Origin of the sequence: Polaromonas sp. LjRoot131, from assembly GCF_964252805.1 — a bacterium.
In the GTDB taxonomy this organism is placed as follows: domain Bacteria; phylum Pseudomonadota; class Gammaproteobacteria; order Burkholderiales; family Burkholderiaceae_C; genus Polaromonas.
The window spans coordinates 1-22,968 of record NZ_CAXUPF020000002.1 but is presented as its reverse complement, the minus strand read 5'-3'; the positions used below and the strand labels follow the sequence as shown (position 1 = coordinate 22,968).

The window sequence follows — 22,968 nt, the reverse complement described above, 5'->3', positions numbered from 1 at the left end:
AGCTTAGAAGCGGATCTCCACCACCGAGCCTTTGCTCACCGCCGACGAAATCGCCAGCGACCATTTGAAGCGCTCGCAGATCCGCTTCGTCAGGAACAGCCCCAGCCCCCGGCCGCCGCCGGGTTTCATCGACGTCTGCAAGGCCGCGCTGTAGCTGCGCGCGGCCTCCACCGCGTCGAAGCCTTCGCCGGAGTCACTTACCCGCAGCCTTTGCGGCGTGAGGCTGACCGTGACGTCCCCCTTCTGCGTGTTCTCGGCGGCGTTCCTCAGGAGGTTGGCAATGACGATCCTGACCATCGCTTCCGGCGCATCGACGCAAAGGCTCACACACTCGACCAGCACAAAGCGCGCGGGCTTGAAGGCCAGCAGGTGCTCATGGTCCTGCATCAGCTCCTGCAAAATCAGGTCGACCCGGGTGGTCTCCACCCTCGTGTTGCCGTCCGGCTCGCGCGACAGGTAGAGCAGAGCGGCCATGGTTTCGGTCAGGTTGTCGACCGTGCCGCGAATCCGCTCCAGCGGGCCGTTTGCCTGCGCGGGCAGTGCCTGTTTCGCCAGCACGTCCACCGCGCCGCTGATCACGGCGACCGGCGTGCGGAACTCATGGCTGGCCTGGTCCAGCAGGCTGCGTTCCCGCTCGATGAAGCGCTCCACCCTCTCCAGGTGGCGGTTGGCCTGCACCGCGATGTCGTGCAGCTCCGCCTGTGGATAGTCGACCGACAGCCGCTGCGAGGGCTGCTCCGGGTCCAGCGCTTCCATGCGCTGCGCCAGCGCCCTGGCCGGCTTGCGCAGGCTGCCGTGAAGCCACAGCAGCGTGGCGCCCACCAGCGCCAGGTTGACCAGCACAAAGACCAGGCCGCCGATGCCGACCTTGTTCTGCAGGGTCTCGATGTCGGTCATGTCGATGACGGTGACCACGCGGCCGTCCGCGACCGGCGTGACCAGGGCCGCGTAGTCGTGCTCGTCAAACCGGTCCAGGTCCTGTTCGCTGTAGAAGCCGGCGGGCAGCGTGGCCAGGTAGGGCGGCATGTCGGCGGGCAAGGCCGCGCCGCTCTTGAGGTGCCATCCCTTGTAGGCGCCCTGTGTCGGCAAGGGCACGGGCGTGTTGCCCGTGCTGCCGGCGATGTAGTGCTGGGTGGTCGAGCGCAGTATCTGCTCCCACACCGGGTGCGTGATCATCACCTGGCCGAAGCCCACCGAGACGCTGACGCCCACGGCCAGCAGCAGCCCGAACGCGACAAACAGCGCGCTGATGCGCCAGTGCAGGTCGAACATGCGCGGTTTATTCGCCATCCTGCACCCGCAAGCTGTAGCCCTGCCCGAGCACGGTGTGCAGGATTTTCGGGGCACCCTCGCCATCCACCTCTTTGCGCAGCAGGTGCATGTGCGACCGCAGGATGTCCTTGTCCAGCGTCCGCTCGCCCCAGATCTGCGACTCCAGGTGTTCGCGGCTCACGATGTGCGGCGAGCGGCGCATCAAGACCTCCAGAATCTGCCGCCTGATCGGTGACAGCGACAGCTCGCGGTCTCCCCGGGTCACGACCAGCGACTGCAGGTTGAAGCGCAGGTCGCCGACTTCCAGCACCTGCCCCGGGGCCTGCGCCGCATGGCTGCGCGTCACCAGCACGCGCAGCCGCATTTCGAGTTCCGGCAGGGCAATCGGCTTGACGAGGTAGTCGTCGGCCCCCGCCTCAAAGCCCTGCAGCTTGCTGCCCAGCTGGTCTTTGGCCGTCAGCATGATCACCGGCGTCCTGGACTTGAGTTCGTCCCGCAGCTGCGTCAGCATGGTCAGGCCGTCCATGCGCGGCATCATCCAGTCCAGCACGATCGCGTCGTAGTGATTCGCCTGCACCATGCCCAGGCCTGATTTGCCGTCGGGCGCCGCGTCGGGCTTGTGGCCGCAGGCTTCCAGGTAGTCGTAGATGTTCGCCGCCATGGGCGCGTTGTCCTCGACGATCAGGATGCTCAAGGGGCCTTCAATCATGTCCATCTCGGTCCTTTCGCGTTGTCACGCGGCGGGGTCAGAATTTCCGGGAAACCCCGACAAAAACCGAAGTTACCCCATTTGCGTCCCTGTCCACCAAGGGGCTGTTGCGGATCTTGCCAGGCAGCGCGCTGTAAGACAGGCCGCCCGCCAGAATCCACTTGTCGGCGAAGGGCCGCATCAGCTCAACACCGACACGCGGGATCACCGCGCTGCCCGGCTTGTAGTTCACCACACCGCGCGCGACTTCCGCGTCCAGCGTGCCGTAGTAGTAGTTGGCCAGCTTGCTCGAGTAATGGCTGACCGCGATGTTGGGCGTGATCGTGGTCGATCCCCACTGCAGCGGATAGCCGTATTTGGCCGAGGCCTCGTAACCCTTGCTCGCGCCCGACACATCGGCCTTCAGCGCCAGTTCCACCACGCCCATGCCGCCTTTGAAGGACCCGGCAATCCCCAGGTCCAGGCCGATGTCGCGGTCTTCCAGCAGGTTGCGGTTGATGCCCCGGGCCGCAAGCTCGGCCACACCGAAATCCTCTTTCTTGATGCCGGCCAGCCGCGCGCCCAGCGTGGCATCGAAGGTGAAACCGTCGCGGCTGAGCACGTGGTAACCCCCGCTGATCCCGCGCCAGAAGAACTTCTCGCCCTGGTAGCTGATCAGCGGCACCGCGCGCAGCTTGGCGCTTTCCCCCGCGTAAATGTCGGTCCTGGCCGCCACGCCCAGGCCCAGGCCCCAGGGTGAGGCCCCGGGCTCGGGCTTGGGCTGCGCATAAGCGCCTGTGAACGCCGACAGCAACACCGCACCGGCGGCGGGAACAACAACAGATGTGCGCTTCATAGGGAACTCCTCTTGGACGGTTTTTGGAAAGGGCCGCCGGCGGACCGCCGGGCTGGACGCACTGTGCCGCGCCGCTGTCGCGGAGATGTCGCGGCCGGGGCGCGGGGGTGGAAGCACGCATCGCGACATCCCGGCGACAGCCGGCGCCCACCATCAGCGCCTTGCTTTCCCTTTTCTAAATTGGACACACCAGGATGACCAAACCTCAAGCCCGCCCTTGCGCAGCCTCTTCCCCGGCCGCGAAGCCCGCCTCCCTGGCCCGCGCCGAAAGCCCGCGCCCGCCCGGACACGACCCTTCCATCACGGCACCACTGCCGCTTCTTTCGATGTTTTTCCTGGGCGCATGGGCCGGCAAGCCCGGCGCGGGGCGCGGGCGCAAGCGATGAATGGGGCCGCGCGCAAAAAAAAGCCAGGCAAGCAGCCTGGCCGATCGCTTGTTTACTTCTCCGTGTCTGGAAAGTACGGCGCGCCCTGTATCGCCGTCAGTGGCAGGTAAAAAGTTTTCACCGGCACCAGTGGCGGCGGTTTCACGGACGTCGCGCGTCCGGCCGCTATCTCTGCGGCTTCTTCATCGCTGGGGCGTTTGGCCTCGGCCAGCGCTGGCTGTATACAGGCGGTGCGAATCCTTTCCAGCGCTTTTTCCGGCAGTTCCTTGCGCACGCCAAAGCGGCGGCCGTCCACATGCAGCACCTCGTCGTCTTTCAGTGCGGCAGACAGGTTCAGCGGCGGGCTGCCAAACGCCCGGTTGTAGCCCACGCGCAGCATGTTCACATCGCCACGCCGGTACTGCACCACGCGCAGCCGCTTGGGCTGGCGCATGTCATCGCCTTCCACGTCGCCCATATAGAAGTAGCGTACCTGCGCCGCCGGCATGGGCGGCAGCTTGTAGCTTGAAGACCAGCCGTTGTGGTCGGCGTTGAACAGCGGACGCATCGTGGTGGGCAGCGCCTCGTCGCCCGAGGTGGCAAACACCGGTGACGTTGCGCCAGAAAGCGAGCTGCCATGAAAGTCAAACGCCACGCTCGCCTTCTGCTCAGCCGCCGCGCGGCCAAAGGCGGGGAAGACGGAGCCGATTTGCCGCACTTCCTCCAGGCGCACACCGTTGCCCTCGGCCTTCCAGCGCCCGCCGGCCAGCATGTCGAGCGAGCCGCCCATAAAGCTGAAGCAAAAGGTGTTGTCGTCCAGCAGCATCAGCTGCGCACGCGAATCCACCGAGCCCTGGGTGTAGCCGCCCACATAAGGTTTCTCGGCCGCGGTCAGCGCCTGCGCGGCAGTGAACGGCAGCAGGCTGAGGGTGAAGGCGGCAGAAAGCGCGTGGAAGCTTGGGCGCATGGGCAGTCCGATGGTGGTGAATCAATCAGGTAAATGTATGCCAGCGCCGGCTTGCACGACCCTGAGTCTTTTCTGGGCCCGGTCAACGCCTGAGAGCATCCACGCGCTTGCCTAGAGAAGGCCAAGGCAAGCGCGGTAGGTGGCTGTGGAGACCCGGTCTTGAACAAAAATCAAGGTCACAGCGCTGCCGAGAAAAAGCGCAGCCCACAGCCAGCCTGTGAAAACCATGGAATTGAGCTTCGCGTCCTGGAGGTTTTTATGCTCACCACGCCACAGGTACCGCTGCATGGCAGCGGTCTGCATGTCACCCTCCACAAACATGATCTTGCGATGGCGAAGGTCCGCCCACACCTCGGGATGCTTTTGCTGGAGATGGGATGCCAGCCTTCCCTCGTGGAGCCCTCCTCCAATAAAGGCGCCCACCAGGCCGATGATGGACAAGGCATGCAGCAGGGCCAAATGGCTGCACATCAGGACGCACCAGCGGAAGGCAACGGGTCTGCCTCTGTTCGCAACCCGCGCAACCGTTGGTGCACCGCGTCTTCTAAATCGAGCGGCTGCTGCTGCTTGGCCTTTAAATAGTGGTTGGTGAACACGTCAAGGTAAGCCTCCAGCGTCTCGGCCACCTGCACCTCCCCGGCCAGCGCCAGGCACAAGGCCGCCACTTCCGAGGTGCAGAAATGCTCATCCCGCTGCGAGCGCCTTAACTTGTAGCGTGAGAGCTGCTCGCTCTGCAAACTCAGCACCGGCAGCTTGTCGAGGTAAGGACTTTTGCGAAACATCTTTCGCGCCTCGGGCCAGGTCGCGTCCAGCAGCACAAACAGCGGGCGTTTGGACGGCTTACCGTCGCTTGAGACTGAGGAGGGCAACACCTCCGTCACCACCCGCTCCGCCGCCACAAACTCGCCGGGGAAAACCAGGTAAGGCTGCCACTGCGGGTCCGCCAGCAAAGCCAACAGGCCAGGGTCCACCACGGTGCGCGCCCACTCAAACGCAAAGGTCTCCGCCACCACATCGGCAATCAGCCAGCCCGTGTTGCTGGGCTTGAGGGCTTCGATATCCGCCATCACCAGGCACACACCGGCTCGCACACCCGGCACGGCCGGCCGCAGCGCACACATGCAATGGCTGGGAATCAGCCGGCAAGCGGCACAACGTTCATTGCGCGGGCCGCCGCGAGCGAGAAAGGGCTTGGAGGCGCGCGCCAGGCGGGCTGTGCGCAGGCGGGAGACGGCGTGGGGCATGGGGAGGCAGCTTTAGCGGGCTTGGCGCAGGCGTGAGTGCCGCGCATTTATACCGATGCTAACCTGCGCGTTAGCAAGAGCTACAGCTCGCCAATGACTTTGACGGTAGCGCCGTCAATGGCAACACGCCGAACATCACCTGTGCGTGGGTCATAAAGCATGACCGCGCTGGATGTCGCGAAAACCACCCGTCCGCGATCCACCTCTTCCTTTGCTCGAATGATGGCGATGCAGTTTGCTCCATAGACTACCGGTGCGCCGGGGTTGGGTGTTCTAACGGCCTTATCCATTCGGGCATCACGAGTTCTAAGCGCAATGCAGACCTGGGGCCGGATGACCCAGTCATCGATATAAGTTTTCCCCATGGCCAATCCCACTTGAGGAATCAGCGCCAGCACGGCACACAGAAATACCAGTGCGATCAAACCCAGTGCTATCACGAGCGGGGTACCGACGATCATTCCGCCGGAAACCACCATCACGGCCGCTATCTTTCCGGCGTAGCGATGATCGCGCAGAAAATCTAAAACGCTCGTTGTTGAATTCCGTCGAAATCTGATCCAGTTAGCGCAGTAATTTCCATCCAAATCTGACCCACGTAGGCACTACCCTGCTTGTTTTAAAAGCAGGGGAATTCAGGAGTGATAGACGTGGCGACATTGAATGTCATCAGACGTTGGGCATTGAGGGATCAGATGTCCATCCGCGAGATCTCAAGGCGTACAGGCCTGGCTCGCAACACAGTGAAGAAGCACCTGCGATCGGAAGAGAGCGAGCCCAAGTACCCAAGACGGGTCAGCTCAAGCAAGCTCGATCCCTACGCCGAGAAGCTGGCCACCTGGCTGGTAATCGAGGCAACAAAATCGCGGAAACAGCGGCGCACTTTGAGGCAGATCCACACACCATGAGCCAACAGCAGCAGGATTTCAAAACCTTTATGAAAGAGCGCCAGCAGGTCGCGGCCGCTTATGTGAGCGGCGATGCGGAGCCGCTGGGGCGCATCGTGGCGCAGCAGTCACCGGCCAGTTTTATGAGCCCGGGCGGCGGTGTGGTGAAGGGCACGCAGGCCGTGTGGTCGCGCTATGAAAAAGATGCCGGCCGGTTCGAGCCGGGCAGCACGACCGAGCTTGAGATCATCGACATGGCGGCGGGCGATACCGTCGCCTACTGGACGGGTATCCAACAGGCGCAGGCGCGCATGAAGGGCCAGGCCGAACCGGTGGCGAACAAGCTGCGGGTGACGGAGGTGTTCAGGCGCGAAGGGGATTCGTGGAAGCTGGTGCACCGGCACGCTGACCCCTTGGTTGAAGCCAAGCGATAGCCCGATCAGGAAATCGGCCAGGGCCTTGTTCAGCAGTCGAAGCCGTGGTTCTTCCGGTAGTACTCGGCCTGCTCTTTGGGCGCGTGCTTGAACATGGCGCATACCGTGAAGCTGCCGACCTGGCGGCCGTTTTTGACGTAGCCCCAATCTGTGATGTCCGCCCGCGTGAAGGTCAAGAGTTGCCCGTACTGGACGGACTTCACGATCCGGGGCTCGTTCCCCAAAGTGCCTTCAAAGCCGGTGGCTGTGGGTTTGAAGGGGGCGACCCAGAAGTGCTCGGTGCCGTTGGAATCCTTGACCATGACCTTAAGTCTCAGGCCCGAGACCTCGGGCGGCGGGTTCCGGGCCAGCGCCAGAAAAGTGTCCAGGGTGCTTCGGGCCTTTTGTATGGCGGCCATCATCTCCTTGTCCTGGGCGCTGACCATGATGATTTCGTTGTCGTCGCGTTTTTGCGCGAAGGCGGTGCCTGCAACAACGACAACAAAAGACAGGGCCAGCGTGAGGCGTGGAAGGAATGGGCGCATGTGAAGCTTCCGGGAATGGGGCGTGAGGGGCGGAGCGTGGCTTTGCACTATATCGCCACGCCGGGCGCGGAGCCCAAAAAAACCGCTCCTGCCTTGTCCTGCGCCGCGGCCCGCGCGCCGGTCTTACCGCGGCTTTTTGACAAGGCTCAGCAAGATGGTCTCACCCCCTCAGCAGGCCGCGGCCACTGATGTGAACGGAATGCCGCTGGCGGTGTGCGGCATGCCCGTTCGGGCTTAGCGTTTGGTCAGCAGGCGGTACAGCAAGAGCAGCACGATGGAGCCGAGCACGGCGGCGATAAAACCGGCTGTTTCGCCGTTGCGGTACCAGCCCATGGCCGCGCCCACATAGCTGGCGATGAAGGAGCCGGCAATGCCGATCAGCACGGTGATGATGAAGCCACCGGGATCGCGGCCAGGCATCAAAAACTTGGCGACGAAGCCGATGATGAAGCCGATGAGGATGGTCCAGAGGATGGTCATGGTGTGGTTCGTGGGGAGTTGCTGGTAGGTGGTGGCAGGCGGGTTTGCCTGCCTTTGCCAGCGTGCCGGGGGCGGTGGGTGCGGCCTATCGGCGGGGAATCCGCAGGGATGTAGGAGAAGGCGGACGCGGCTTTCCCTTTCTCTGTGGAAGAGGCGTCAGGCACCTTCCCCCGCTGGGGGAAGGTGAGGATGGGGGCTGTCGGCGCTGGAAATTCCGCTGGGCTGTTCAAAGGCCGCTGGCCCCCACCCCAGCCCTCCCCAGCGGGGGAGGGAGTGATTCAGGAGAAGCGCTGCGGTTGCGGCTTGCTCCTTCCCCCGCTGGGGGAAGGTTGGGATGGGGGCTGTTGGCGCTTGAAGTTGCGCTGGATGTTCAACGGCCGCTAGCCCCCACCCCTGCCCTCCCCCAGCGGGGGAGGGAGTAAATACCCAGAGGGGGAGGGAGTTGAAGGCGCTCAGGCCACCTTGACGTTGATGCGGCGCGGTTGCGCGTGCGCGGCTTTGGGGATGCGCAGCTTGAGCACGCCGTGGGTGAGCTCGGCCGTCACGTTCTCGGTGTCCAGCTCCTTGCTGAGGCTGAAGACGCGGTGAAAACGTCCCAGGCCCACCTCGGTGTGGCTGGACTGCAGGCCTTCGGGCGCGGCCAGGGCGGACTCGGCTTCGATGGTCAGGGTGTCGGCCTCGACCTGGAGCTTGAGGTTCTCTTTGGGCACGCCGGGAAGGTCGGCATACAGGGTGATGCCGGTGCTGTCTTCGAGCACGTCGACGGGCGGTGTGAGTGTGGCATTGGCGTAGCGGGCAGATCGCCCTTGCTGCTGCTGTTGCCGCGTGACCTCGGCGGATGGCGATGCGCCGTTTTGCGTGGCGTTGTTGCTGTTGTTGAAGTTGCCGACATTGCGGCCGGTGTCGTTGGTTTGGGTGGATTTACCGAACATGGTTGACCTCCTTGTCTGTCTTCAAGTCCTGTCGTCAGTGGATGGTGATACGGCGTGGCTGGGCGGCCGCGCGGCGCTGGATGCTGATGTGGACCAGGCCGTCCTTGAAGCTGGCCTCGACGGCGTCGGGGTCGGCATCCTCGGGCAGGCTGATCACGCGGCGGAAGCTGCCGGCGAAGCGCTCGTTGATGTGCAGCGTGGATTGCGCGCCCTCATCCGGCAGCTGCGAGGTGCGCTGGCCGGCGATGGTGAGCATGCCGCGCTCCAGGTCGATCTCAAGTGTCTTGGGGTCGACGCCGGGGGCGAAGGCATAGACCTCCACCGTCTGCGGCGTGCCGCCTATGTTGAGGGCGGGAAAGCCGCCGCGGCCGAAACCGCGGATGTTGGGAGACAACTCGAGGGCCTGCTGGATCTCACGTTGCAGGCGGTCCATCTCCCCGAACATGTCGTAGGGAAACAGCGATCGAAACATGGCGATTTACCTCCATTCAGGTTGATCAATGGTCATTCAATGAAGGGGCGCCGGACCGGCGGCTCAGCGCCCGGATGGAGGAATTAGGAGTTCGCCGGAAAATTTCAAGGGGGGGGTGTTTGCGGCTTTTGCGTTTGCCTGCATTTGAAGCGGCTTGTTGCAGGCGCGGCCTGGTTTTTCTCCTTCCCCCCGCTGGGGGAAGGTTGGGATGGGGGCCGGCGGCGCGTGAAGTGTTGCGGTGGGTGTTTGACGGCCGCTGGCCCCCACCCCCGCCCTCCCCCAGCGGGGGAGGGAGCAAGACTTCTTAATCCAGCCGGGGCCGCGGAACTGGCTTTGCCGGGCCGCAGGCGCAGCGGCCCCATGCGTAAGGAAAGGGGCAGCGTGCCGCAGGCTCGCAGTGGGGAGCGTGGGGGTCCCATCTTCACCAGCCGGGGCCGCGGAACCGGCTTTGCCGGGCCGCAGGCGCAGCGCCCCCTCGGGGGGCAGCGACCCACACGCAGTGGGGGAGCGTGGGGGCTCTACTTCCGGCTAATGACCACAGCGCCGCCCACGCCCTTGGTGTCGCTGTTTTTTCCGCGCAGCAGGTTGGCGCTGCTGACGGTCAGGAAGTAGTTGTCGGCGTTGTATTTGCCGGTGCCCAGCAGGTAGACCGGGTTGCTGGCGTTGACGGTCACGCTGTCGCCCTGCACGGTGATGATGGCGTCCTGCTGCACGCGCTTGGATTCGCCCTCGGTGTTGGTAAAGCCCAGCACCAGCACGCCGCGGTAGCTGCCGCCGCCCAGGTTCTGGCTCACGCGCAGGCTGCCGTTGGCGGTGTAGCCGGTGGGTGAGACGTAATCCACCAGCCATTCACCCATCATGGGGAAGCCGGCCGCCGCCTTGTTGTTATTGCTGTTGTTTGGGGTGGCTTGCGGGCGGGCCTGGTCGAACTGCTGCGTGCCTTGCGGTGCTGCTGCAGACGTCTTGGTGGCGTCGCAGCCCCAGGCGCGTACCTTGCAGCTGGAGCCGCCCCGGGTGCGGCATTCGGACATGGCGCGCGCCTGGCTGTTGGAGCTGTTGGCTGCCGTGCCCCAGCCGTAGGCGTTGGAGCCCTTGGCCTGGTCGGCCGCGTAGGCGCCGCATTCGCCACCGCCAAAGCGCAGTACGACGGCGCAGTCGCTGCCGCATTCGCGCATGGCGCGCGCGTCGGCCTGGTCGGTGCTGGGGTGGTTGAAAGAGAAGCCGTATTTTTCGCCCTGCAGCGAGTCGATGGCCAGCGAGCCCGCGGCCATGGCCTGGCTGCCCGCAAAACCCAGCAACATGCACACGGCAAGCCTGGCGGCAAGCGCCTTCAGTCCGGAAATCATCATGGTTGTTTTCCCTCCAAGGAAATGGTGTTGTCGTTGCCGCGCGGGCTGGGCCTGCGCGTGCGTTTGTAGTCCTTTAGTAGACATTGAAATTATGAGCGGACTTCGGACGAGTGCCTAGGGGGGATTTACTCCTTCCCCCGCTGGGGGAAGGTGGGGATGGGGGCTGGCAGCGTTTGGTGTTTCACGGGGGGTGATTTGACGGCCGCTGGCCCCCACCCCACCCTCCCCCAGCGGGGGAGGGAGTTCAATCAGGGAGAGGGAAAAGAGGGGTGTGCCTAGCCGCCAAACAGCTCGGTCATGAACTGCGTCGACTTCAGCCCGGTCCCGGTCAGCAGCACCACCGTGGTTTCCTTCGCCTGGATGGCGCCGGACGCGTGCAGGACGTCGAGCGCGGCGGCGGCCGAGGAGCTGGTGGGTTCGGCGTACAGGCCGGTGGCGGCCAGGCGGCGTACCGCGGCGGCGATCTGGTCTTCGGTCAGTGCCACGGTGCCGCCGCCGGATTCGCGCAGCGCTTTCAGCAGCTCGGCCAGGCGTATCGGCCGCTTGATGGCCGTGCCTTCGGCAATCGTCGGTTTGACGATGCGCTCCACGGGCCCCTCGCTGCCGGCCGCAAAACTCGCGTCTATCGGCGAGCAGTTGAGCGGCTGGGCCGCGAAGAGTTTGGGCAGCTTTTTGATCTGGCCCGAGGCCAGCAGCTCGCTGAAGCCGATGTGGCAGCCCAGCACATTGCTGCCGGCGCCGCAGGGGATGATGATGTTGTCGGGCGCCTTGAAACCCAGGTCTTCCCACAATTCATAGGCGATGGATTTGGTGCCCTGCAGGAAGAAGGGGTGCCAGTTGTGGCTGGCGTAAAAGATGCTCTCGGACTGGCGGATGGCTTCGTATTCGGATTCCTCGCGCGGGCCTTCGACGAGCTGCACCTCGGCGCCGAAAGCGCGTATCTGCGCGACCTTGGGCAGGGGCGTGTAGCTGGGCGCGAGGATCTTGACCTTGATGCTGGCCGAGGCGCCGGCAGCGGCAATCGCCGCGCCGCCGTTGCCCGAGCTGTCTTCCAGGATGTGGCCCACGCCCAGCTGCTTCAGGAAGGACACCATGACACTCGCGCCGCGGTCCTTGAAGCTGCTGGTGGGGTTGAACCACTCGAGCTTGAAGTGTGGCCGCAGCCCGCCCCAGGATTTTTCGACCAGGGGCGTGCAGCCTTCGCCCATGCTGGCGCTGCTGTCGATTGCCAGCGGCAGCGCAGCACGGTAGCGCCAGATCGAGCGCTCGCGCGTGTCTATGTCATCGCGGCCGATGCCGGGCAGCGCGCTGAGCATCAGCGGGTTGCCGTCGTCGGAGCGCCAGCGGCGGTCGGTGAGCGGGTAAAGTTTGCCGGTGCGGGGATCTATGTAGTGCGGCTGCATGGGGGCTTGGTTGAAAGTCCAGAACTTGGATAATATATCCAGTACTAGATAAATCGTCAAATCACTACTCCGGTCCAATTCCCTCCCCCGCTGGGGGAGGGTTAGGGTGGGGGCCCACGGCCTCCAGATCCACACACTGCGATACGATGGCTAACCAGACAATTTGTCTGAATTCCGAAATCACCGCCATGCCCAAGCCATCCGCCAAGCCACCCGCCCCGCCCAGTAACAAACACCTGCTCGCCGAGCTCAAGAACATCGCCGAAGGCCTGGGCAAAACGTTTGCGCCGTTTTGCGAGGTGGTGGTGCACGACCTCACGCACCCGAAAAACGCCATCCTCGCGATCGAGAACAACCTGAGCGGCCGGCGCGTGGGCCAGCCCGCAACCGAGCTGGGCCTGGCGCGCATCCAGGACCCCGACTATCCGGCGGTGATCGCCAACTACGCCAACCAGTTCGCCGACGGCCGCAAGGTCAAGAGCACCTCGGTGGGCATACGCAATGAAGCCGGCGAGTATGTGGCGGCCATCTGCCTCAATGTGGACCTGACGCTGTTCAACGGCTTCCAGGCCGCGATGTCGCAGTTCACCGCGATTGAAAGCAGCGCCGTGACCGAGACGCTGGACGCGGCGAACGCCGACCGCATCCACCAGTGCATAGACGAGTTCGCGGCCGCACGCGCCACCACCTCACGCTCGCTGCGGCCTTCGGACCGCAAGCAGCTGGTGCAGGACTTGAAGAAGGCCGGCTACCTGGAGATACGGCGTGGGGCGGAGATTGCGGCGGCGCATATGGGAGTGTCTAGAGCTACGGTGTACAGCGACGCGAAGTAGGGATGTTGAGGCCGCCGGCCCTCACCCCTGCCCTCTCCCAGGGGGAGAGGGAGTAAAACCTCTCAGTCCCCTCTCCCCCTGGGAGAGGGTTAGGGTGAGGGCCAGCAGCCTTAGCCAATCAGCCGCGGCAACCACGTGGCAATCGCCGGAATCCAGAACACGGCGGCCAGCAGGACCAGGCTCATCACCACATAAGGGATGACGGCCATGAAGATGTGGGCCATGCTGACCGAAGGCGGCGCCACGCCGCGCATGGTCATCAGCAGCAGGCCGTGCGGCGGCAGCAAGAGGCCCAGCTGCATGCAGATCAAAAACATCACGCCGAACCAGACCGGGTCTATGCCCAGGGCCTGCACCACGGGCATGAAGATGGGCAGGGTGATCATCATCATGCTGACCTGGTCGACGAAGATGCCTAAAAAGATCAGCATCAGCATCATGCCGACCACGATCATGTTGGTCGACAGGCCCTGGCCGGTGATGTACTGCACCAGGCCGCTGCTGGCGCCCGAAAACGAGAGGATTTGCGCGAAGGTGGTGGCGCCCAGGATGATGAACAGAATCATGCCGGAGATGCCGGCCGTGCCTTTCAGGGCCTTGAGCACCGCGTCCACCGTCAGCGCGCGGTAGCAGAGCGCCAGCAGCATGGTGGCGAAGGCGCCCAGGGCCGCGCATTCGGTGGGCGTGGCCCAGCCGGCGGCCAGCGCGCCCACCACCACGCCGAAGATGGACAGCGTGGGCAGCACGTAGCCGAAGAAGGGTTTCCAGCGCGCCCAGCCGCGGTGCTGCACTTCGCCGTCCTTGTCGGGCGGGGCCAGTTCGGGGCTGATGCTGACGCGCAAGACAATCCACAGCACAAAGGCGATCGAGAGGATCACGCCGGGCAGCACGCCGCCTATCAGCAGCTTGGAAATCGAGATGCCCGAGAGCGAGCCCAGCAGCACGGTGAGCGCCGAGGGCGGGATCAGCATGTCGACCGCGCCTATGGCCATGATGGGGCCGGCGGCAATCGTGGGGTGGTAGCCGCGCGACAGCATCACGGGCAGCATCAGCGAGCCCAGCATGGCGGTGGTGGCAATCGTCGAGCCGGAGATGGCCGAGAACACCGTGCCGGCCACGACGGCGACCACGGCCAGGCGGCCGGGCACGCGCTTGATCAGGCGCTCCACGCCCTCGATCACCTTGAGCGCCAGGCCGGTGTGAAACAGGATCTCGCCCATCAGCACAAACAGCGGGATGGGCGTGAGCGAAAACGCGGTGACCGAGCTCACGCTGCTGCGCGCGAGCTGCGCGAGGCCGGCCTCGCCGCCCATGTACAGCCAGGCGCCGACGATGTTGATCGCGATAAAGGTCAATGCCACCGGCATGCCGATGAACAGCAGCACGGTGGAACCGCCCAGCATCAGCCAGGCGGCGATGCCCCACGAGCTCATGCCGCGCTCACCGCGTCATGGCGCGGGCCGCGCTCGCCGCGCTGCAGCCGGGCCATGCGGAACACCATCTCGATGGCCAGCAACACGAACACCAGCGGCAGCGGCGCCAGCGCCCACCATTCGGGCGTGACGAGGGTCTTGATGTTGACGGCGCCCGACAGGTAGCTGGACCAGGCCGCCTGCGTGCCGTACCAGGCAATCACCACGCAGCAGGCCAGGCCTATCAGGTCGCCCAGCCATTCGAAATACCAGGCGAGCTGCGGCGGCAGGGCCTGCAGCACGATGTCGACGCGGATGTGCTGGCCCTGGCGCAGCAGCCAGGGCGCGACGCACATGGTGATCAGGTAGAGCATGAGTTCGGAGATTTCATTGCTCCACGCCAGGCCTTGCGGCAGGCCGGGAATGGCCAGGTTGCGCAGGGCCACATCGGCCACGATGATGAACATCATGGCCAGCAGGATGGCGCAGCCCAGCAGGGCCAGGCCCGCGAGGAAGCGGCCGTAGGCGTTAGAGAAACGGTCTATCACGGCTTACTTGGAGAAGAGGGCTTTGAAGCGCGGCGCGATCTCGGGGCTTTGTTTGATGGCGCCGGCCCAGCCCACGTCATAGGCCTTGTCGCGGAAGGCCTTGGAGGTGGCCGCGTCGAACTTGATGGTTTGTATGCCGGCTTTTTCCTGGCGCGCGGTTTCGTCCGTCGTGTATTTGGCCCAGAAGGTGTTCTCGGCTTCCAGCGCGAGCAGCTGCTTCTGCAGGTAGTTGCGCTGCGCGTCTGTGAGCTTTTTATAGGCCGGCAGGTTCATGATCAGCGAGACCTCGGCGTCGTAAAAGCCGGGGTCTATGCGGTACTTGGTTTTTTCGTGCCAGTTCAGGTCGAAGATGCCGCCGATGGGCCAGCCGTAGCCGTCGACCACACCGCGCTCGAGCGCGGTGTAGACCTCGCCGGGCGGCGTGGTGATGACGTTGGCGTTGAGCGCCTGGAAGAAGTCGCGGTAGACCGGCGTGATGCGGATCTTCTGGCCGGTCAGGTCGGGCTTGTCGACCTTTTTGTTGGTGTAGATGTGGAAGGGCTGGTTCTCGACCATGCGGGCCAGGTACTGCATATTGCCCTTCTCGTTCCAGACCTTGTTGATCGCGTCGAAGGCGCCGTTCTTGCGCTGCTCGGCGACCGGGATCTGCGTGAGCTTGAGGAAGTCGGCCTCGGGCATGACGTTGGTGTAGAAGGCGCCGGTGTTCAGCGCCATGTCGACCACGCCGGTTTTCACCGCATTGCCGGCCTCGAAGGTCGGAATGGCCTTGGGCCCGCCCAGGAAGTTGATCTGCAGCACGCCCTTGCCTTCGGCGTTGACCTTGGCGATCCAGGGCTGCAGGCGCTGCACGTAGATGCCGTTTTCGGCAAAGGCGCTGACCAGGCGCAGCGTGACCTCCTGCGCCAGCGCGCCGGCGGAAAAACCGGCGGCCAGCAGCAGGGCCAGCGTGGGCTTGAGGGTTTTCATCGTGGGGCGTTTCATGGTGTTGTCTCCTGTTTGTGGTTTTAGCAAGCGATGATCGGTGCGTGGCGGTGGTGCGTCAATGCGGCTTACACGGTGGCCGCGAGCAAGGTGTCCAGTGCCTGGCCGCTGTCGTCGGCCAGCGCGGCTTGCACCAGGGCCTTGAGCTGGGCGGGGCCTTGCGGCATGGCGCGCAGCTGCGGCAGCTTGGCCATGATTTTCTGGAAGTTGCCCCAGCCGCGCGCATGCGTGTCGCCATACCCCTTGACCAGGCGCTGGGCGCGCGCGATCTCGAGCGCCAGCGCGGGTTGCATGGCCGCCAGCCGAACGATGGTCGCCAGCCAGTCGGCGATGCGCTGGTGCTCAATTTCAAAGCGCAGCGACTTCGGCCGCAGCGGCCGCAGGGAGGCAATCACGTAAAGCAGCAGGTAGCCGCGTATCGAGCTGGTCTGCACCACGCGGCCCTTGCGCGTGAAAGGCTCCACGCAGGCGCGCGCCCAGCGCGTGGCCAGCAGCCAGCGGCCCAGGCCCGCGGGCAGGGTGTCGGCAATCTCCTCGATGCGCGGGTGCAGGAATTCGTTGATGCCGAGGTGCTGCGCGCCGCTGAGCTTGACCTCGCCGCCCACACGGCTGAAGCGCGAGCGCCGGGTCTTGAGGTCGGCCACGCGCACCGTGTCTTCATACGACATCCACAGCGCGAGGTGGCGCGCGGTTTCGTCCATCAACTCGGCGGCGACCGCGGCATCGGCGGGCAAGGCATTCGCCAGCGGCTCGAGCAGGTCCAGGTAGCGGGCCGCGTAGTCCACATCCTGGTAGTCGGCCAGGCGCAGGATGCCGGCCGTCAGGGTGGCGTGGTTAGTGGGCGCGAAACCTGAATGGATGCGCGCGCTGAGCGCGGCCAGTTTGGGGCCCACGGCCGGCACCGGCATGGCGGGCGCGGCGACGGCCACGGGCGGCGGTGAAAACAAAGCCGTCTGGGCGGCGTCAAAGCCCACCGCGAAGGCCTTGAGGCTGGAGCTCACGCCCACGCCGCCGCGTGAGATGGTGGCCTCGAACTGCGCGCGGCTGAAAGGCAGGCGGCTGGTGGCGGCCAGCGCGCCATAGAGCGCGGGGCTGATCAGGCTGCCGGCGGCCTCGGCCAGCTGGGCGAAGTCGGCGCTGATGAACTGTTTCGCCGCCGCCCGGCCGCCGGCCAGCAGTTTCTCGGCACTGACACGGCCGTCGCCCATGGCCGTGCGTTCGGTCATGGAATACACGCGGTGCGTCGAGGCGACAAAGGTGGTGCGGTCGGCCGTGACCAGGCCGCGCTGCAGCGCGCGGCCGGCTTCCATGAGCTCGGAGGCGATCACCACGTCGACGTCGCCGGGCACCGGGCTGAGCGCCATCACGGGCATGCGGCCGGCGGGCGTGGCGGCCTCGGGAAACATCTCGAGGTAATACACCGTGGCGCCGGTGCGCTGCGCGACGCCGGGCACCGAGGTGGTCTGCGCGTAGTAGCCGTTCTGCTCGGCCAGGTCCACCAGCCAGTCGGCCAGCACACCGCCGCCCTCGCCGCCCATGGCGAGGATGGCAATCGTGATGCCGTGCTTGGTGGAGGCGGCCTGTGCTGCGGCAGGCGTGGTCTTTTCGAGGACGGCGCTCATGCGGCAATCCCTTCCAGCCGGCGTTCAATGCGGTTCTGCAGCCAGCCGATTACCCGGGTACGCAGGCCCAGCTTGAAGCGGTCCCAGGCGCTCGGGTTGTTGATGATCTCGGCGCGGTAAAACGACGGGCAGAGCACGGCCGCATGCGCGACCTCGCCGCACAGGCCGCAGCCCACGCAGCTGTCGATCACGGTGGCAATCGGGTCGCGGCGCAGCGGGTCGGGGTTGGGCTTGATGGTCAGCGAGGGGCAACCCGACAGGCGTATGCAGGAATGGTCGCCGGTGCAGGTGTCGGGGTCTATGCCGAAGCGCTCGCGCACCACACGCTCGCCGCCGGCGATGCGTTTTTTGATCTGCGGCTTGATGCGGCGCTGGCGGTTGAGCTGGCATTCGCTTTGCGCGACGATGACTTTCGGGCCCTTCTCTTTGGTCGTCAGGGCCTCGCGCAGCACGTCGCGCATCTGCGTGAGGCTGTAAGTGTTGGTCACCGTTTTTGCCCATTTCACGCCGACGCCGCGCACGGCTTTTTCAATCGGGTTGTTGGTGCTGCGGATGGCGTTGGCGGCTTTCGATGACAGCACGTCCTGCCCGCCGGTGGCGGCCGAGTAACCGTTGTCGACGACCAGCAGCAGGTTGTCGGTCTGGTTGAAGACGGCATTGCCGACGCCGCTGGTCAGGCCGTTGTGCCAGAAGCCGCCGTCGCCCATCATGGCGATGGTGCGTTTTTGCGTCTCGGGCGTGTTGAAGGCCGAGGCGCCGGCCCAGCCCAGGCCGTAGCCCATGGTGGTCGCGCCTATGTTGAAGGGCGGCAGCACCGAGAACAGGTGGCAGCCGATGTCGCAGCTGATGTGGTGCTGGCCGAGTTCGCGCTCCAGCAGCTTCATCGCGGTGAAGATGGGGCGCTCGGGGCAGCCGGTACAGAAGGAGGGCGGGCGGCCCTGCACTTCGTCGGACGCGGCCTTGATCGCGAAGGCCTTGGGGTTGCCCTCCATCAGGGCCAGGCCGGTGGAGGCCTTTTGCGCGGAGGCGGGCAATTCGCGGCCCTCCAGCAGCTGGGGCGCATAAATCTCAATAAAACGCGCCACGCCCTTGAGCACCACGCCGCCGGTGTATTCGCCGGCCATGGGCAGAACGTCCTTGCCGTGGACCTTGGTCTGCACGTCGGCCTTGCGCAGCAGCGAGTTGAGGCTTTGCTCGATGAAGTCGGGCTGGCCTTCCTCGACCAGCAGGATGCCGCGCTTGCCCAGGCAAAAGCGCTTGAACTCGTCGTCTATCAGCGGGTAGGTGATGTTGAGCACGTAGAGCGGCACCCGCGACTGGCCGAAGGCGTCGGCCAGGCCCAGCATTTCGAGCGAGCGCAGCACGCTGTTGTAAAGCCCGCCCTGCATGACGATGCCGAAGTCCTGGGCGTCCTCGGCGAAAAATTCATTGAAGCCGCGCGCCTGGATGAACTTCACGGCGGCGGGCCAGCGGTCGGTGATCTTCTCCTGCTCCTGCGCATAGCTGGCCGGCGGCAGCACCACGCGGCTGGTGTCGCGCCGCGGGTTTTCGATCGCGTCCTTGAGCGTGAAGGACGGCCGCAGGTTGGCCTTGGTCTTGAAGCGGCCGTGCACGTGGCAGGCGCGTATGCGCAGCTCCAGCATCACCGGTGTGCGGCTGGCTTCCGAGAGCTCAAACCCCAGCTCGACCGCGCGGACGATGCTTTCCAGGTTGGGGCGCGGGTCTATCAGCCAGACCTGGGACTTCATCGCGAAGGCGTGCGAACGCTCCTGCATGATGCTGGAGCCCTCGCCGTAGTCCTCGCCGACGATCAGCATGGCGCCGCCCATGACGCCGCCCGAGGCCAGGTTGGCCAGCGCGTCCGACGCGACGTTGGTGCCGACCGTGGACTTGAAGGTGACGGCGCCGCGCAGCGGGTAGTGGACGGAGGCGGCCAGCGTGGCGGCGGCCGTGGCCTCGGAGGCGCTGTGCTCGAAGTGCACGCCGAGTTCGCGCAGGATGTCGTTGGCGTCGGTCAGCACGTCCATCAGGTGCGAGATCGGCGCGCCCTGGTAGCCGGCGACGTAGGACACGCCGGCCTGCAGCAAGGCCTTGGTCACGGCCAGGATGCCTTCGCCGCGAAACTCGTCGCCCTCGCCCAGGCGCAGCTTTTCAACCTCTTGCGTGAAGGAACGCTCAGCCATGGCGCGGGCCCCGGCGGCGGCATTGCAGTCTGGATGTCATCGTGTGGTCTCTGGTGCGGGCCGCGGGTTCGGAGGGTGCGGCGCCTTGTTCTGCAGGCAATTTACGCAGCCGCAAGGCATACGGCAAATGGATTTTTTGGATGAGGCACATCCATCTGGTGAATAATTGGTAACAACCCTGAGGCCTGGTGAAGGCCCCGGGAACGGAGACAAAACCATGAACTTCCGCCAGCTGGACCTCAATCTTTTGCGCGTGCTCGCGGCCATCCACCGCACCGGCTCGGTCACGCTGGCCGGCAAGGCGCTGTCGCTGTCGCAGCCGGCCACCAGCAACGCGCTGTCGCGGCTGCGCGACTACTTTGGGGACGAGCTGTTTGTGCGCGCGCCCACGGGCCTCACGCCGACCCGGCTGTGCGAGCAGCTGGCGCCGGCCGTGCTGGCGCAGCTGCTGGCGCTGGAGACGGTGGTCACCGGCCATGAGGACTTCAAGCCCGCGCACAGCGACATGCACTGGCGGCTGTCGCTGTCCGACCTGGGCGAGATGCTGTTTTTACCCGGGCTGGCCGGCGCGCTGCGCAGCCAGGCGCCGGGCGCCCGGCTGTCCAACATCTCGGTGGCGGCCGGCGACGTGGCGGCGGCGCTGGAGGCGCGCGAGATCGACCTGGCCATCGGCATCCTGCAGCCCAAACACCGCGGCATACGCACCGAGCTGCTGTTCCGCGAAAACTATGTGGCCATGGCTTCGCCGCAGTGGCGGCCGGCCTCGGGTAAAAGCGGCCGCACGCTGACCCCGCAGCAGCTGGCGCAGGCGTCCTTTGTGGTGGCTTCGCCCACGGCGACTTTCCATGGCAGCGTCGAGCAGATGCTGGTGCGCATGAAGCTCGAAGACCGCATCGTGCTGCGCGCCCGGCACTTCGGCGCCCTGCCCGACCTGGCGCTGACGACGGACCTGCTGTCCATCGTGCCTGAGATGTACGTGCGCAACCTGCGCGAGCGCTACGACTTCCGCGTCTGGGGCATCCCGGGCGTGCCGGCCTATGAGGTGCGCCTGGTGTGGCACAGCAGCACCGACAAGGACCCGGCCCACCAGTGGATGCGCGCCCTGGTGCACAAGCTGTTCAAACGGCCAGTAAGGGCGGAGGCGGCCTGACCGCCGGGTGAGGCAAAACCCTTACAAATCAAACCGCCAAAACCGCGCAGACGGGCGTGGCTGGCCCGATGATGATGGGCGCTCCAGCCAGCGCAACAACACCCACGGAGGACGCCATGAAAAACACCCCCATCACTACAAGCCTGGGCCTGCTCACGGCGGCCGCGCTGCTGGCCGGTTGCGGCAGCGGCGCGGGCGAGCCGAAAAACATCAAGCCCGCCTACCTGGGCCCCATCAGCGTCGGGGTTTATGACGGCGGCAACGACGACCTGCTGACGGCGGGCCTGGGCAAGACCGGCCTGGGCGGCACCGCGCCGCAGCCGGTGGACCCGCTCAACCCCAGCGCCGCCGAGCTGCGGCGCATCGCGATCTACAACAACTACCGCGCCATCCTCGATATCTCGCCGGCCGGCGGCTACGGCACGCTCTACGGCCCGAATGTGGATGCGCGCGGTGTCATCACGGCCGGCGAGGGCAAGATCGCCGGCACCGAATTCATCGCCTACTCGGACGACGGCAGCGGCCGCCACAATGTGACCATGATGGTGCAGGTGCCGGCCAGCTTCAACCCGGCGAATGCCTGCATCGTGACCGGTACCTCCAGCGGCTCGCGCGGCATTTACGGCGCCATCGGCTCCTCGGGCGAATGGGGTTTGAAGAACGGCTGTGCCGTGGCCTATACCGACAAGGGCACGGGCAGCGGCATGCACGACCTGCAGAACAACACGGTGCACCTGCAGAACGGCCTGCGCGCCGACGCCACGGCGGCCGGCACGGCCTCCAACTTCACGGCGGCCTTGAGCCCGGCCCAGCGCACGGCCTTCAACGCGGCCACGCCGAACCGTTTTGCCGTCAAGCACGCGCATTCGCAGCAGAACTCCGAAAAAGACTGGGGCCGCTTCACGCTGCAGGCGGTGGAGTTCGCCTACTTTGTGCTCAACGAACGTTATGGCGCGCCGTCACGCGACGGCAGCGCGCGCCTCATGACGCTGAACCCGTCCAACACCATCGTGATCGCCTCCAGCGTCTCCAACGGCGCCGGCGCGGCGCTGGCGGCGGCCGAGCTCGACACGCGCGGTCTGATCAGCGGTGTGGCGGTCGGCGAGCCGCAGGTGCAGCTGGTGCCCGATGCGCGGCTCAGCGTGCGGCGCGGCAGCACGGTGCTGGCCGGCACCGGCAAGCCGCTGTACGACTACACCACGCTGGCCAACCTGCTGCAGCCCTGCGCCGCGCTGCTGTCGCCAGCCACCAACGTCTTCAACACCATCAACCCGGCCATCGCCGCGAACCGCTGCGCCGCGCTCAAGGCCCAGGGCCTCATCAACGGCAACACGGCCGCCGAGCAGGCGGCGAGCGCGATGTCGGTCTTGCAGGCCGCGGGTTGGCAGCCCGAAAGCAACGACCTGCAGGCTTCGCACTATTCGTTTGCCACGCTGCCGGTGGCGCTGACCTATGCCAACGCCTACGGCCGCGCCGGCGTGCAGGACAACCTCTGTGGCTACAGCTTTGCCGCCACGGCCCCGGCCACCGCGCCTGTGCCCAACGTACCGGTGCCCGCACCGGCCGCCGCGCTGGCAACTTCTTTCGGCACCGGCAACGGCGTGCCGCCCACGTCAGGTGTCAACATCGTCAACAACCTGAGCGTGGGCGGCCCGTTGCTCGACGCGGCCTCGGTGTCGGCCGGCAACGTGCAGGACTACAACAGCGCCGGCGCGCTGTGCCTGCGCTCACTGGTCACCACCAGCAGCCCCGACGCCCTGCGCGTTCGCGAGGGCATACAGCAGGTGCTGCGCAACGCCAACCTGCAGGGCAAGCCGGCGCTGATCGTGCACGGCCGTTCCGACACGCTGGTGCCCGTGGCCTTCAGCTCGCGTCCCTACTTCGGCCTGAACAAGATGGTCGAGGGCCGTAGCAGCAAACTCTCTTACATCGAGGTCACCAACGCCCAGCACTTCGACGCCTTCCTCGGCTTCCCGGGCTATGGTGCGCGGCTGGTGCCGCTGCACCGGTATTTCATCCAGGCCATGGACATGATGTATGCCCACCTCAAGACTGGGGCGCCGCTGCCCGGCAGCCAGGTGGTGCGGACTGTGCCGCGGGGGCAGGTTGGCGCGGTGGTCAACCCGATCACACCGGGGAATGTGCCGGCTATCAAGGTGGTGCCCGACGTGGGCGATCGGATCACCTTTGCCAACAATGTGGTGACGGTTGCGGATTGAGGGCCGGGTCTTGCGCCGGCGGGTGCGCTCCCTCTGTTCTCTCTGCTGAGGGCGGCTGGCCGGGAGTGGCCCGGCGGCCAGTAACTTTCTTTTGCTTCGCCAAAAGAAAGTCACCAAAGAAAAGGCGACCCGCAGTCTGGGTCCCTA

Annotated in this window: 22 protein-coding genes and 1 pseudogene; 5 read left to right on the top strand and 18 right to left on the bottom strand. The window is 65.5% G+C overall.

Annotated elements, in window-relative coordinates:
* Positions 1–3 precede the first annotated feature (3 nt).
* From ACSQ27_RS10530 to ACSQ27_RS10500, 7 genes are all read right to left on the bottom strand, one after another.
* Positions 4–1,272 (bottom strand): sensor histidine kinase, encoded by a 1,269-nt coding sequence (locus ACSQ27_RS10530; protein WP_436155456.1) that lies wholly within the window; start codon positions 1,270–1,272, stop codon positions 4–6.
* Between the two features lie 7 nt (positions 1,273–1,279).
* Positions 1,280–1,987: a response regulator transcription factor gene (locus ACSQ27_RS10525; protein WP_436155455.1), complete on the bottom strand. Its 708-nt coding sequence runs from the start codon at positions 1,985–1,987 to the stop codon at positions 1,280–1,282.
* A gap of 31 nt (positions 1,988–2,018) precedes the next feature.
* A complete protein-coding gene (locus tag ACSQ27_RS10520; RefSeq protein ID WP_436155454.1) occupies positions 2,019–2,816 on the bottom strand; it encodes a MipA/OmpV family protein in 798 nt (265 codons plus the stop codon).
* 438 nt (positions 2,817–3,254) lie between these two features.
* A complete protein-coding gene (locus tag ACSQ27_RS10515; RefSeq protein WP_436155453.1) occupies positions 3,255–4,148 on the bottom strand; it encodes a hypothetical protein in 894 nt (297 codons plus the stop codon).
* Positions 4,149–4,259: 111 nt separating this feature from the next.
* On the bottom strand, positions 4,260–4,619 hold the full coding sequence (locus ACSQ27_RS10510; protein WP_436155452.1) for a hypothetical protein: 360 nt from the start codon (positions 4,617–4,619) through the stop codon (positions 4,260–4,262).
* Positions 4,619–5,392, bottom strand: a complete 774-nt coding sequence (locus ACSQ27_RS10505; protein WP_436155451.1) for a tRNA-uridine aminocarboxypropyltransferase — start codon at positions 5,390–5,392, stop codon at positions 4,619–4,621. The genes ACSQ27_RS10510 and ACSQ27_RS10505 overlap by 1 nt, the downstream gene beginning before the upstream one ends.
* Positions 5,393–5,472: 80 nt before the next feature.
* Positions 5,473–5,874, bottom strand: coding sequence for a hypothetical protein (locus ACSQ27_RS10500; protein WP_436155450.1), 402 nt, complete (start codon positions 5,872–5,874; stop codon positions 5,473–5,475).
* 159 nt (positions 5,875–6,033) lie between these two features.
* Between ACSQ27_RS10500 and ACSQ27_RS10495 the strand changes: the two are divergent.
* Positions 6,034–6,291: pseudogene (locus tag ACSQ27_RS10495) on the top strand (IS21 family transposase); the annotation flags it as partial.
* A gap of 5 nt (positions 6,292–6,296) precedes the next feature.
* Entirely contained in the window at positions 6,297–6,713 is a 417-nt protein-coding gene (locus tag ACSQ27_RS10490; protein ID WP_436155449.1) for a YybH family protein, read from the top strand.
* A 29-nt stretch (positions 6,714–6,742) separates the two neighbouring features.
* Here ACSQ27_RS10490 and ACSQ27_RS10485 read toward each other — a convergent pair whose 3' ends face one another.
* The 6 genes from ACSQ27_RS10485 to ACSQ27_RS10460 form a co-directional block, all read right to left on the bottom strand.
* Positions 6,743–7,237, bottom strand: coding sequence for a YegJ family protein (locus ACSQ27_RS10485; RefSeq protein WP_436155448.1), 495 nt, complete (start codon positions 7,235–7,237; stop codon positions 6,743–6,745).
* Positions 7,238–7,471: 234 nt separating this feature from the next.
* On the bottom strand, positions 7,472–7,717 hold the full coding sequence (locus tag ACSQ27_RS10480; protein ID WP_436155447.1) for a GlsB/YeaQ/YmgE family stress response membrane protein: 246 nt from the start codon (positions 7,715–7,717) through the stop codon (positions 7,472–7,474).
* Positions 7,718–8,169: 452 nt separating this feature from the next.
* Entirely contained in the window at positions 8,170–8,649 is a 480-nt protein-coding gene (locus ACSQ27_RS10475) for an Hsp20/alpha crystallin family protein (protein ID WP_436155446.1), read from the bottom strand.
* 34 nt (positions 8,650–8,683) lie between these two features.
* Entirely contained in the window at positions 8,684–9,121 is a 438-nt protein-coding gene (locus ACSQ27_RS10470) for an Hsp20/alpha crystallin family protein (RefSeq protein WP_436155445.1), read from the bottom strand.
* Positions 9,122–9,639: 518 nt separating this feature from the next.
* A complete protein-coding gene (locus tag ACSQ27_RS10465) occupies positions 9,640–10,470 on the bottom strand; it encodes a DUF4189 domain-containing protein (RefSeq protein WP_436155444.1) in 831 nt (276 codons plus the stop codon).
* 275 nt (positions 10,471–10,745) lie between these two features.
* Entirely contained in the window at positions 10,746–11,873 is a 1,128-nt protein-coding gene (locus ACSQ27_RS10460) for a threonine synthase (RefSeq protein WP_436155443.1), read from the bottom strand.
* Positions 11,874–12,061: 188 nt separating this feature from the next.
* On the opposite strand from ACSQ27_RS10460, the gene ACSQ27_RS10455 reads away from it, so the two are divergent.
* Positions 12,062–12,706 carry a helix-turn-helix transcriptional regulator gene (locus tag ACSQ27_RS10455; protein ID WP_436155442.1) on the top strand — a complete coding sequence of 215 codons (645 nt, stop codon included), beginning with the start codon at positions 12,062–12,064 and terminating at the stop codon, positions 12,704–12,706.
* 110 nt (positions 12,707–12,816) lie between these two features.
* On the opposite strand, the gene ACSQ27_RS10450 is transcribed toward ACSQ27_RS10455, so the two are convergent.
* The 5 genes from ACSQ27_RS10450 to ACSQ27_RS10430 form a co-directional block, all read right to left on the bottom strand.
* Positions 12,817–14,139, bottom strand: coding sequence for a TRAP transporter large permease (locus ACSQ27_RS10450; protein ID WP_436155441.1), 1,323 nt, complete (start codon positions 14,137–14,139; stop codon positions 12,817–12,819).
* A complete protein-coding gene (locus tag ACSQ27_RS10445) occupies positions 14,136–14,666 on the bottom strand; it encodes a TRAP transporter small permease (protein ID WP_436155440.1) in 531 nt (176 codons plus the stop codon). Before ACSQ27_RS10445 ends, ACSQ27_RS10450 begins: the two co-directional genes overlap by 4 nt.
* Positions 14,667–14,669: 3 nt before the next feature.
* Positions 14,670–15,647 carry a TRAP transporter substrate-binding protein DctP gene (gene dctP / locus ACSQ27_RS10440; protein WP_436155439.1) on the bottom strand — a complete coding sequence of 326 codons (978 nt, stop codon included), beginning with the start codon at positions 15,645–15,647 and terminating at the stop codon, positions 14,670–14,672.
* Between the two features lie 68 nt (positions 15,648–15,715).
* Entirely contained in the window at positions 15,716–17,269 is a 1,554-nt protein-coding gene (locus ACSQ27_RS10435; RefSeq protein ID WP_436155438.1) for an indolepyruvate oxidoreductase subunit beta family protein, read from the bottom strand.
* Complete coding sequence (locus tag ACSQ27_RS10430) at positions 17,266–19,452, bottom strand: thiamine pyrophosphate-dependent enzyme (protein WP_436155437.1); 2,187 nt, start codon at positions 19,450–19,452, stop codon at positions 17,266–17,268. Before ACSQ27_RS10430 ends, ACSQ27_RS10435 begins: the two co-directional genes overlap by 4 nt.
* A gap of 217 nt (positions 19,453–19,669) precedes the next feature.
* On the opposite strand from ACSQ27_RS10430, the gene ACSQ27_RS10425 reads away from it, so the two are divergent.
* Together ACSQ27_RS10425 and ACSQ27_RS10420 are read left to right on the top strand one after the other, a co-directional pair.
* Positions 19,670–20,602, top strand: coding sequence for a LysR family transcriptional regulator (locus ACSQ27_RS10425; RefSeq protein WP_436155436.1), 933 nt, complete (start codon positions 19,670–19,672; stop codon positions 20,600–20,602).
* Between the two features lie 116 nt (positions 20,603–20,718).
* On the top strand, positions 20,719–22,821 hold the full coding sequence (locus tag ACSQ27_RS10420) for a D-(-)-3-hydroxybutyrate oligomer hydrolase (RefSeq protein ID WP_436155435.1): 2,103 nt from the start codon (positions 20,719–20,721) through the stop codon (positions 22,819–22,821).
* The last annotated feature ends 147 nt before the right edge of the window (positions 22,822–22,968 follow it).

What these genes read in the sequence shown, in the direction of transcription:
- ACSQ27_RS10530 (WP_436155456.1), bottom strand. Translation starts at nt 1,272, where the DNA reads ATGTTCGACCTGCACTGGCGCATCAGCGCGCTGTTTGTCGCGTTCGGG.
- ACSQ27_RS10470 (WP_436155445.1), bottom strand. Translation starts at nt 9,121, where the DNA reads ATGTTTCGATCGCTGTTTCCCTACGACATGTTCGGGGAGATGGACCGC.
- ACSQ27_RS10455 (WP_436155442.1), top strand. Translation starts at nt 12,062, where the DNA reads ATGCCCAAGCCATCCGCCAAGCCACCCGCCCCGCCCAGTAACAAACAC.
- ACSQ27_RS10465 (WP_436155444.1), bottom strand. Translation starts at nt 10,470, where the DNA reads ATGATGATTTCCGGACTGAAGGCGCTTGCCGCCAGGCTTGCCGTGTGC.
- ACSQ27_RS10520 (WP_436155454.1), bottom strand. Translation starts at nt 2,816, where the DNA reads ATGAAGCGCACATCTGTTGTTGTTCCCGCCGCCGGTGCGGTGTTGCTG.
- ACSQ27_RS10480 (WP_436155447.1), bottom strand. Translation starts at nt 7,717, where the DNA reads ATGACCATCCTCTGGACCATCCTCATCGGCTTCATCATCGGCTTCGTC.
- ACSQ27_RS10490 (WP_436155449.1), top strand. Translation starts at nt 6,297, where the DNA reads ATGAGCCAACAGCAGCAGGATTTCAAAACCTTTATGAAAGAGCGCCAG.
- ACSQ27_RS10515 (WP_436155453.1), bottom strand. Translation starts at nt 4,148, where the DNA reads ATGCGCCCAAGCTTCCACGCGCTTTCTGCCGCCTTCACCCTCAGCCTG.
- ACSQ27_RS10435 (WP_436155438.1), bottom strand. Translation starts at nt 17,269, where the DNA reads ATGAGCGCCGTCCTCGAAAAGACCACGCCTGCCGCAGCACAGGCCGCC.
- ACSQ27_RS10525 (WP_436155455.1), bottom strand. Translation starts at nt 1,987, where the DNA reads ATGGACATGATTGAAGGCCCCTTGAGCATCCTGATCGTCGAGGACAAC.
- ACSQ27_RS10430 (WP_436155437.1), bottom strand. Translation starts at nt 19,452, where the DNA reads ATGGCTGAGCGTTCCTTCACGCAAGAGGTTGAAAAGCTGCGCCTGGGC.
- ACSQ27_RS10450 (WP_436155441.1), bottom strand. Translation starts at nt 14,139, where the DNA reads ATGAGCTCGTGGGGCATCGCCGCCTGGCTGATGCTGGGCGGTTCCACC.
- ACSQ27_RS10510 (WP_436155452.1), bottom strand. Translation starts at nt 4,619, where the DNA reads ATGTGCAGCCATTTGGCCCTGCTGCATGCCTTGTCCATCATCGGCCTG.
- ACSQ27_RS10485 (WP_436155448.1), bottom strand. Translation starts at nt 7,237, where the DNA reads ATGCGCCCATTCCTTCCACGCCTCACGCTGGCCCTGTCTTTTGTTGTC.
- ACSQ27_RS10460 (WP_436155443.1), bottom strand. Translation starts at nt 11,873, where the DNA reads ATGCAGCCGCACTACATAGATCCCCGCACCGGCAAACTTTACCCGCTC.
- ACSQ27_RS10475 (WP_436155446.1), bottom strand. Translation starts at nt 8,649, where the DNA reads ATGTTCGGTAAATCCACCCAAACCAACGACACCGGCCGCAATGTCGGC.
- ACSQ27_RS10420 (WP_436155435.1), top strand. Translation starts at nt 20,719, where the DNA reads ATGAAAAACACCCCCATCACTACAAGCCTGGGCCTGCTCACGGCGGCC.
- ACSQ27_RS10425 (WP_436155436.1), top strand. Translation starts at nt 19,670, where the DNA reads ATGAACTTCCGCCAGCTGGACCTCAATCTTTTGCGCGTGCTCGCGGCC.
- dctP (WP_436155439.1), bottom strand. Translation starts at nt 15,647, where the DNA reads ATGAAACGCCCCACGATGAAAACCCTCAAGCCCACGCTGGCCCTGCTG.
- ACSQ27_RS10505 (WP_436155451.1), bottom strand. Translation starts at nt 5,392, where the DNA reads ATGCCCCACGCCGTCTCCCGCCTGCGCACAGCCCGCCTGGCGCGCGCC.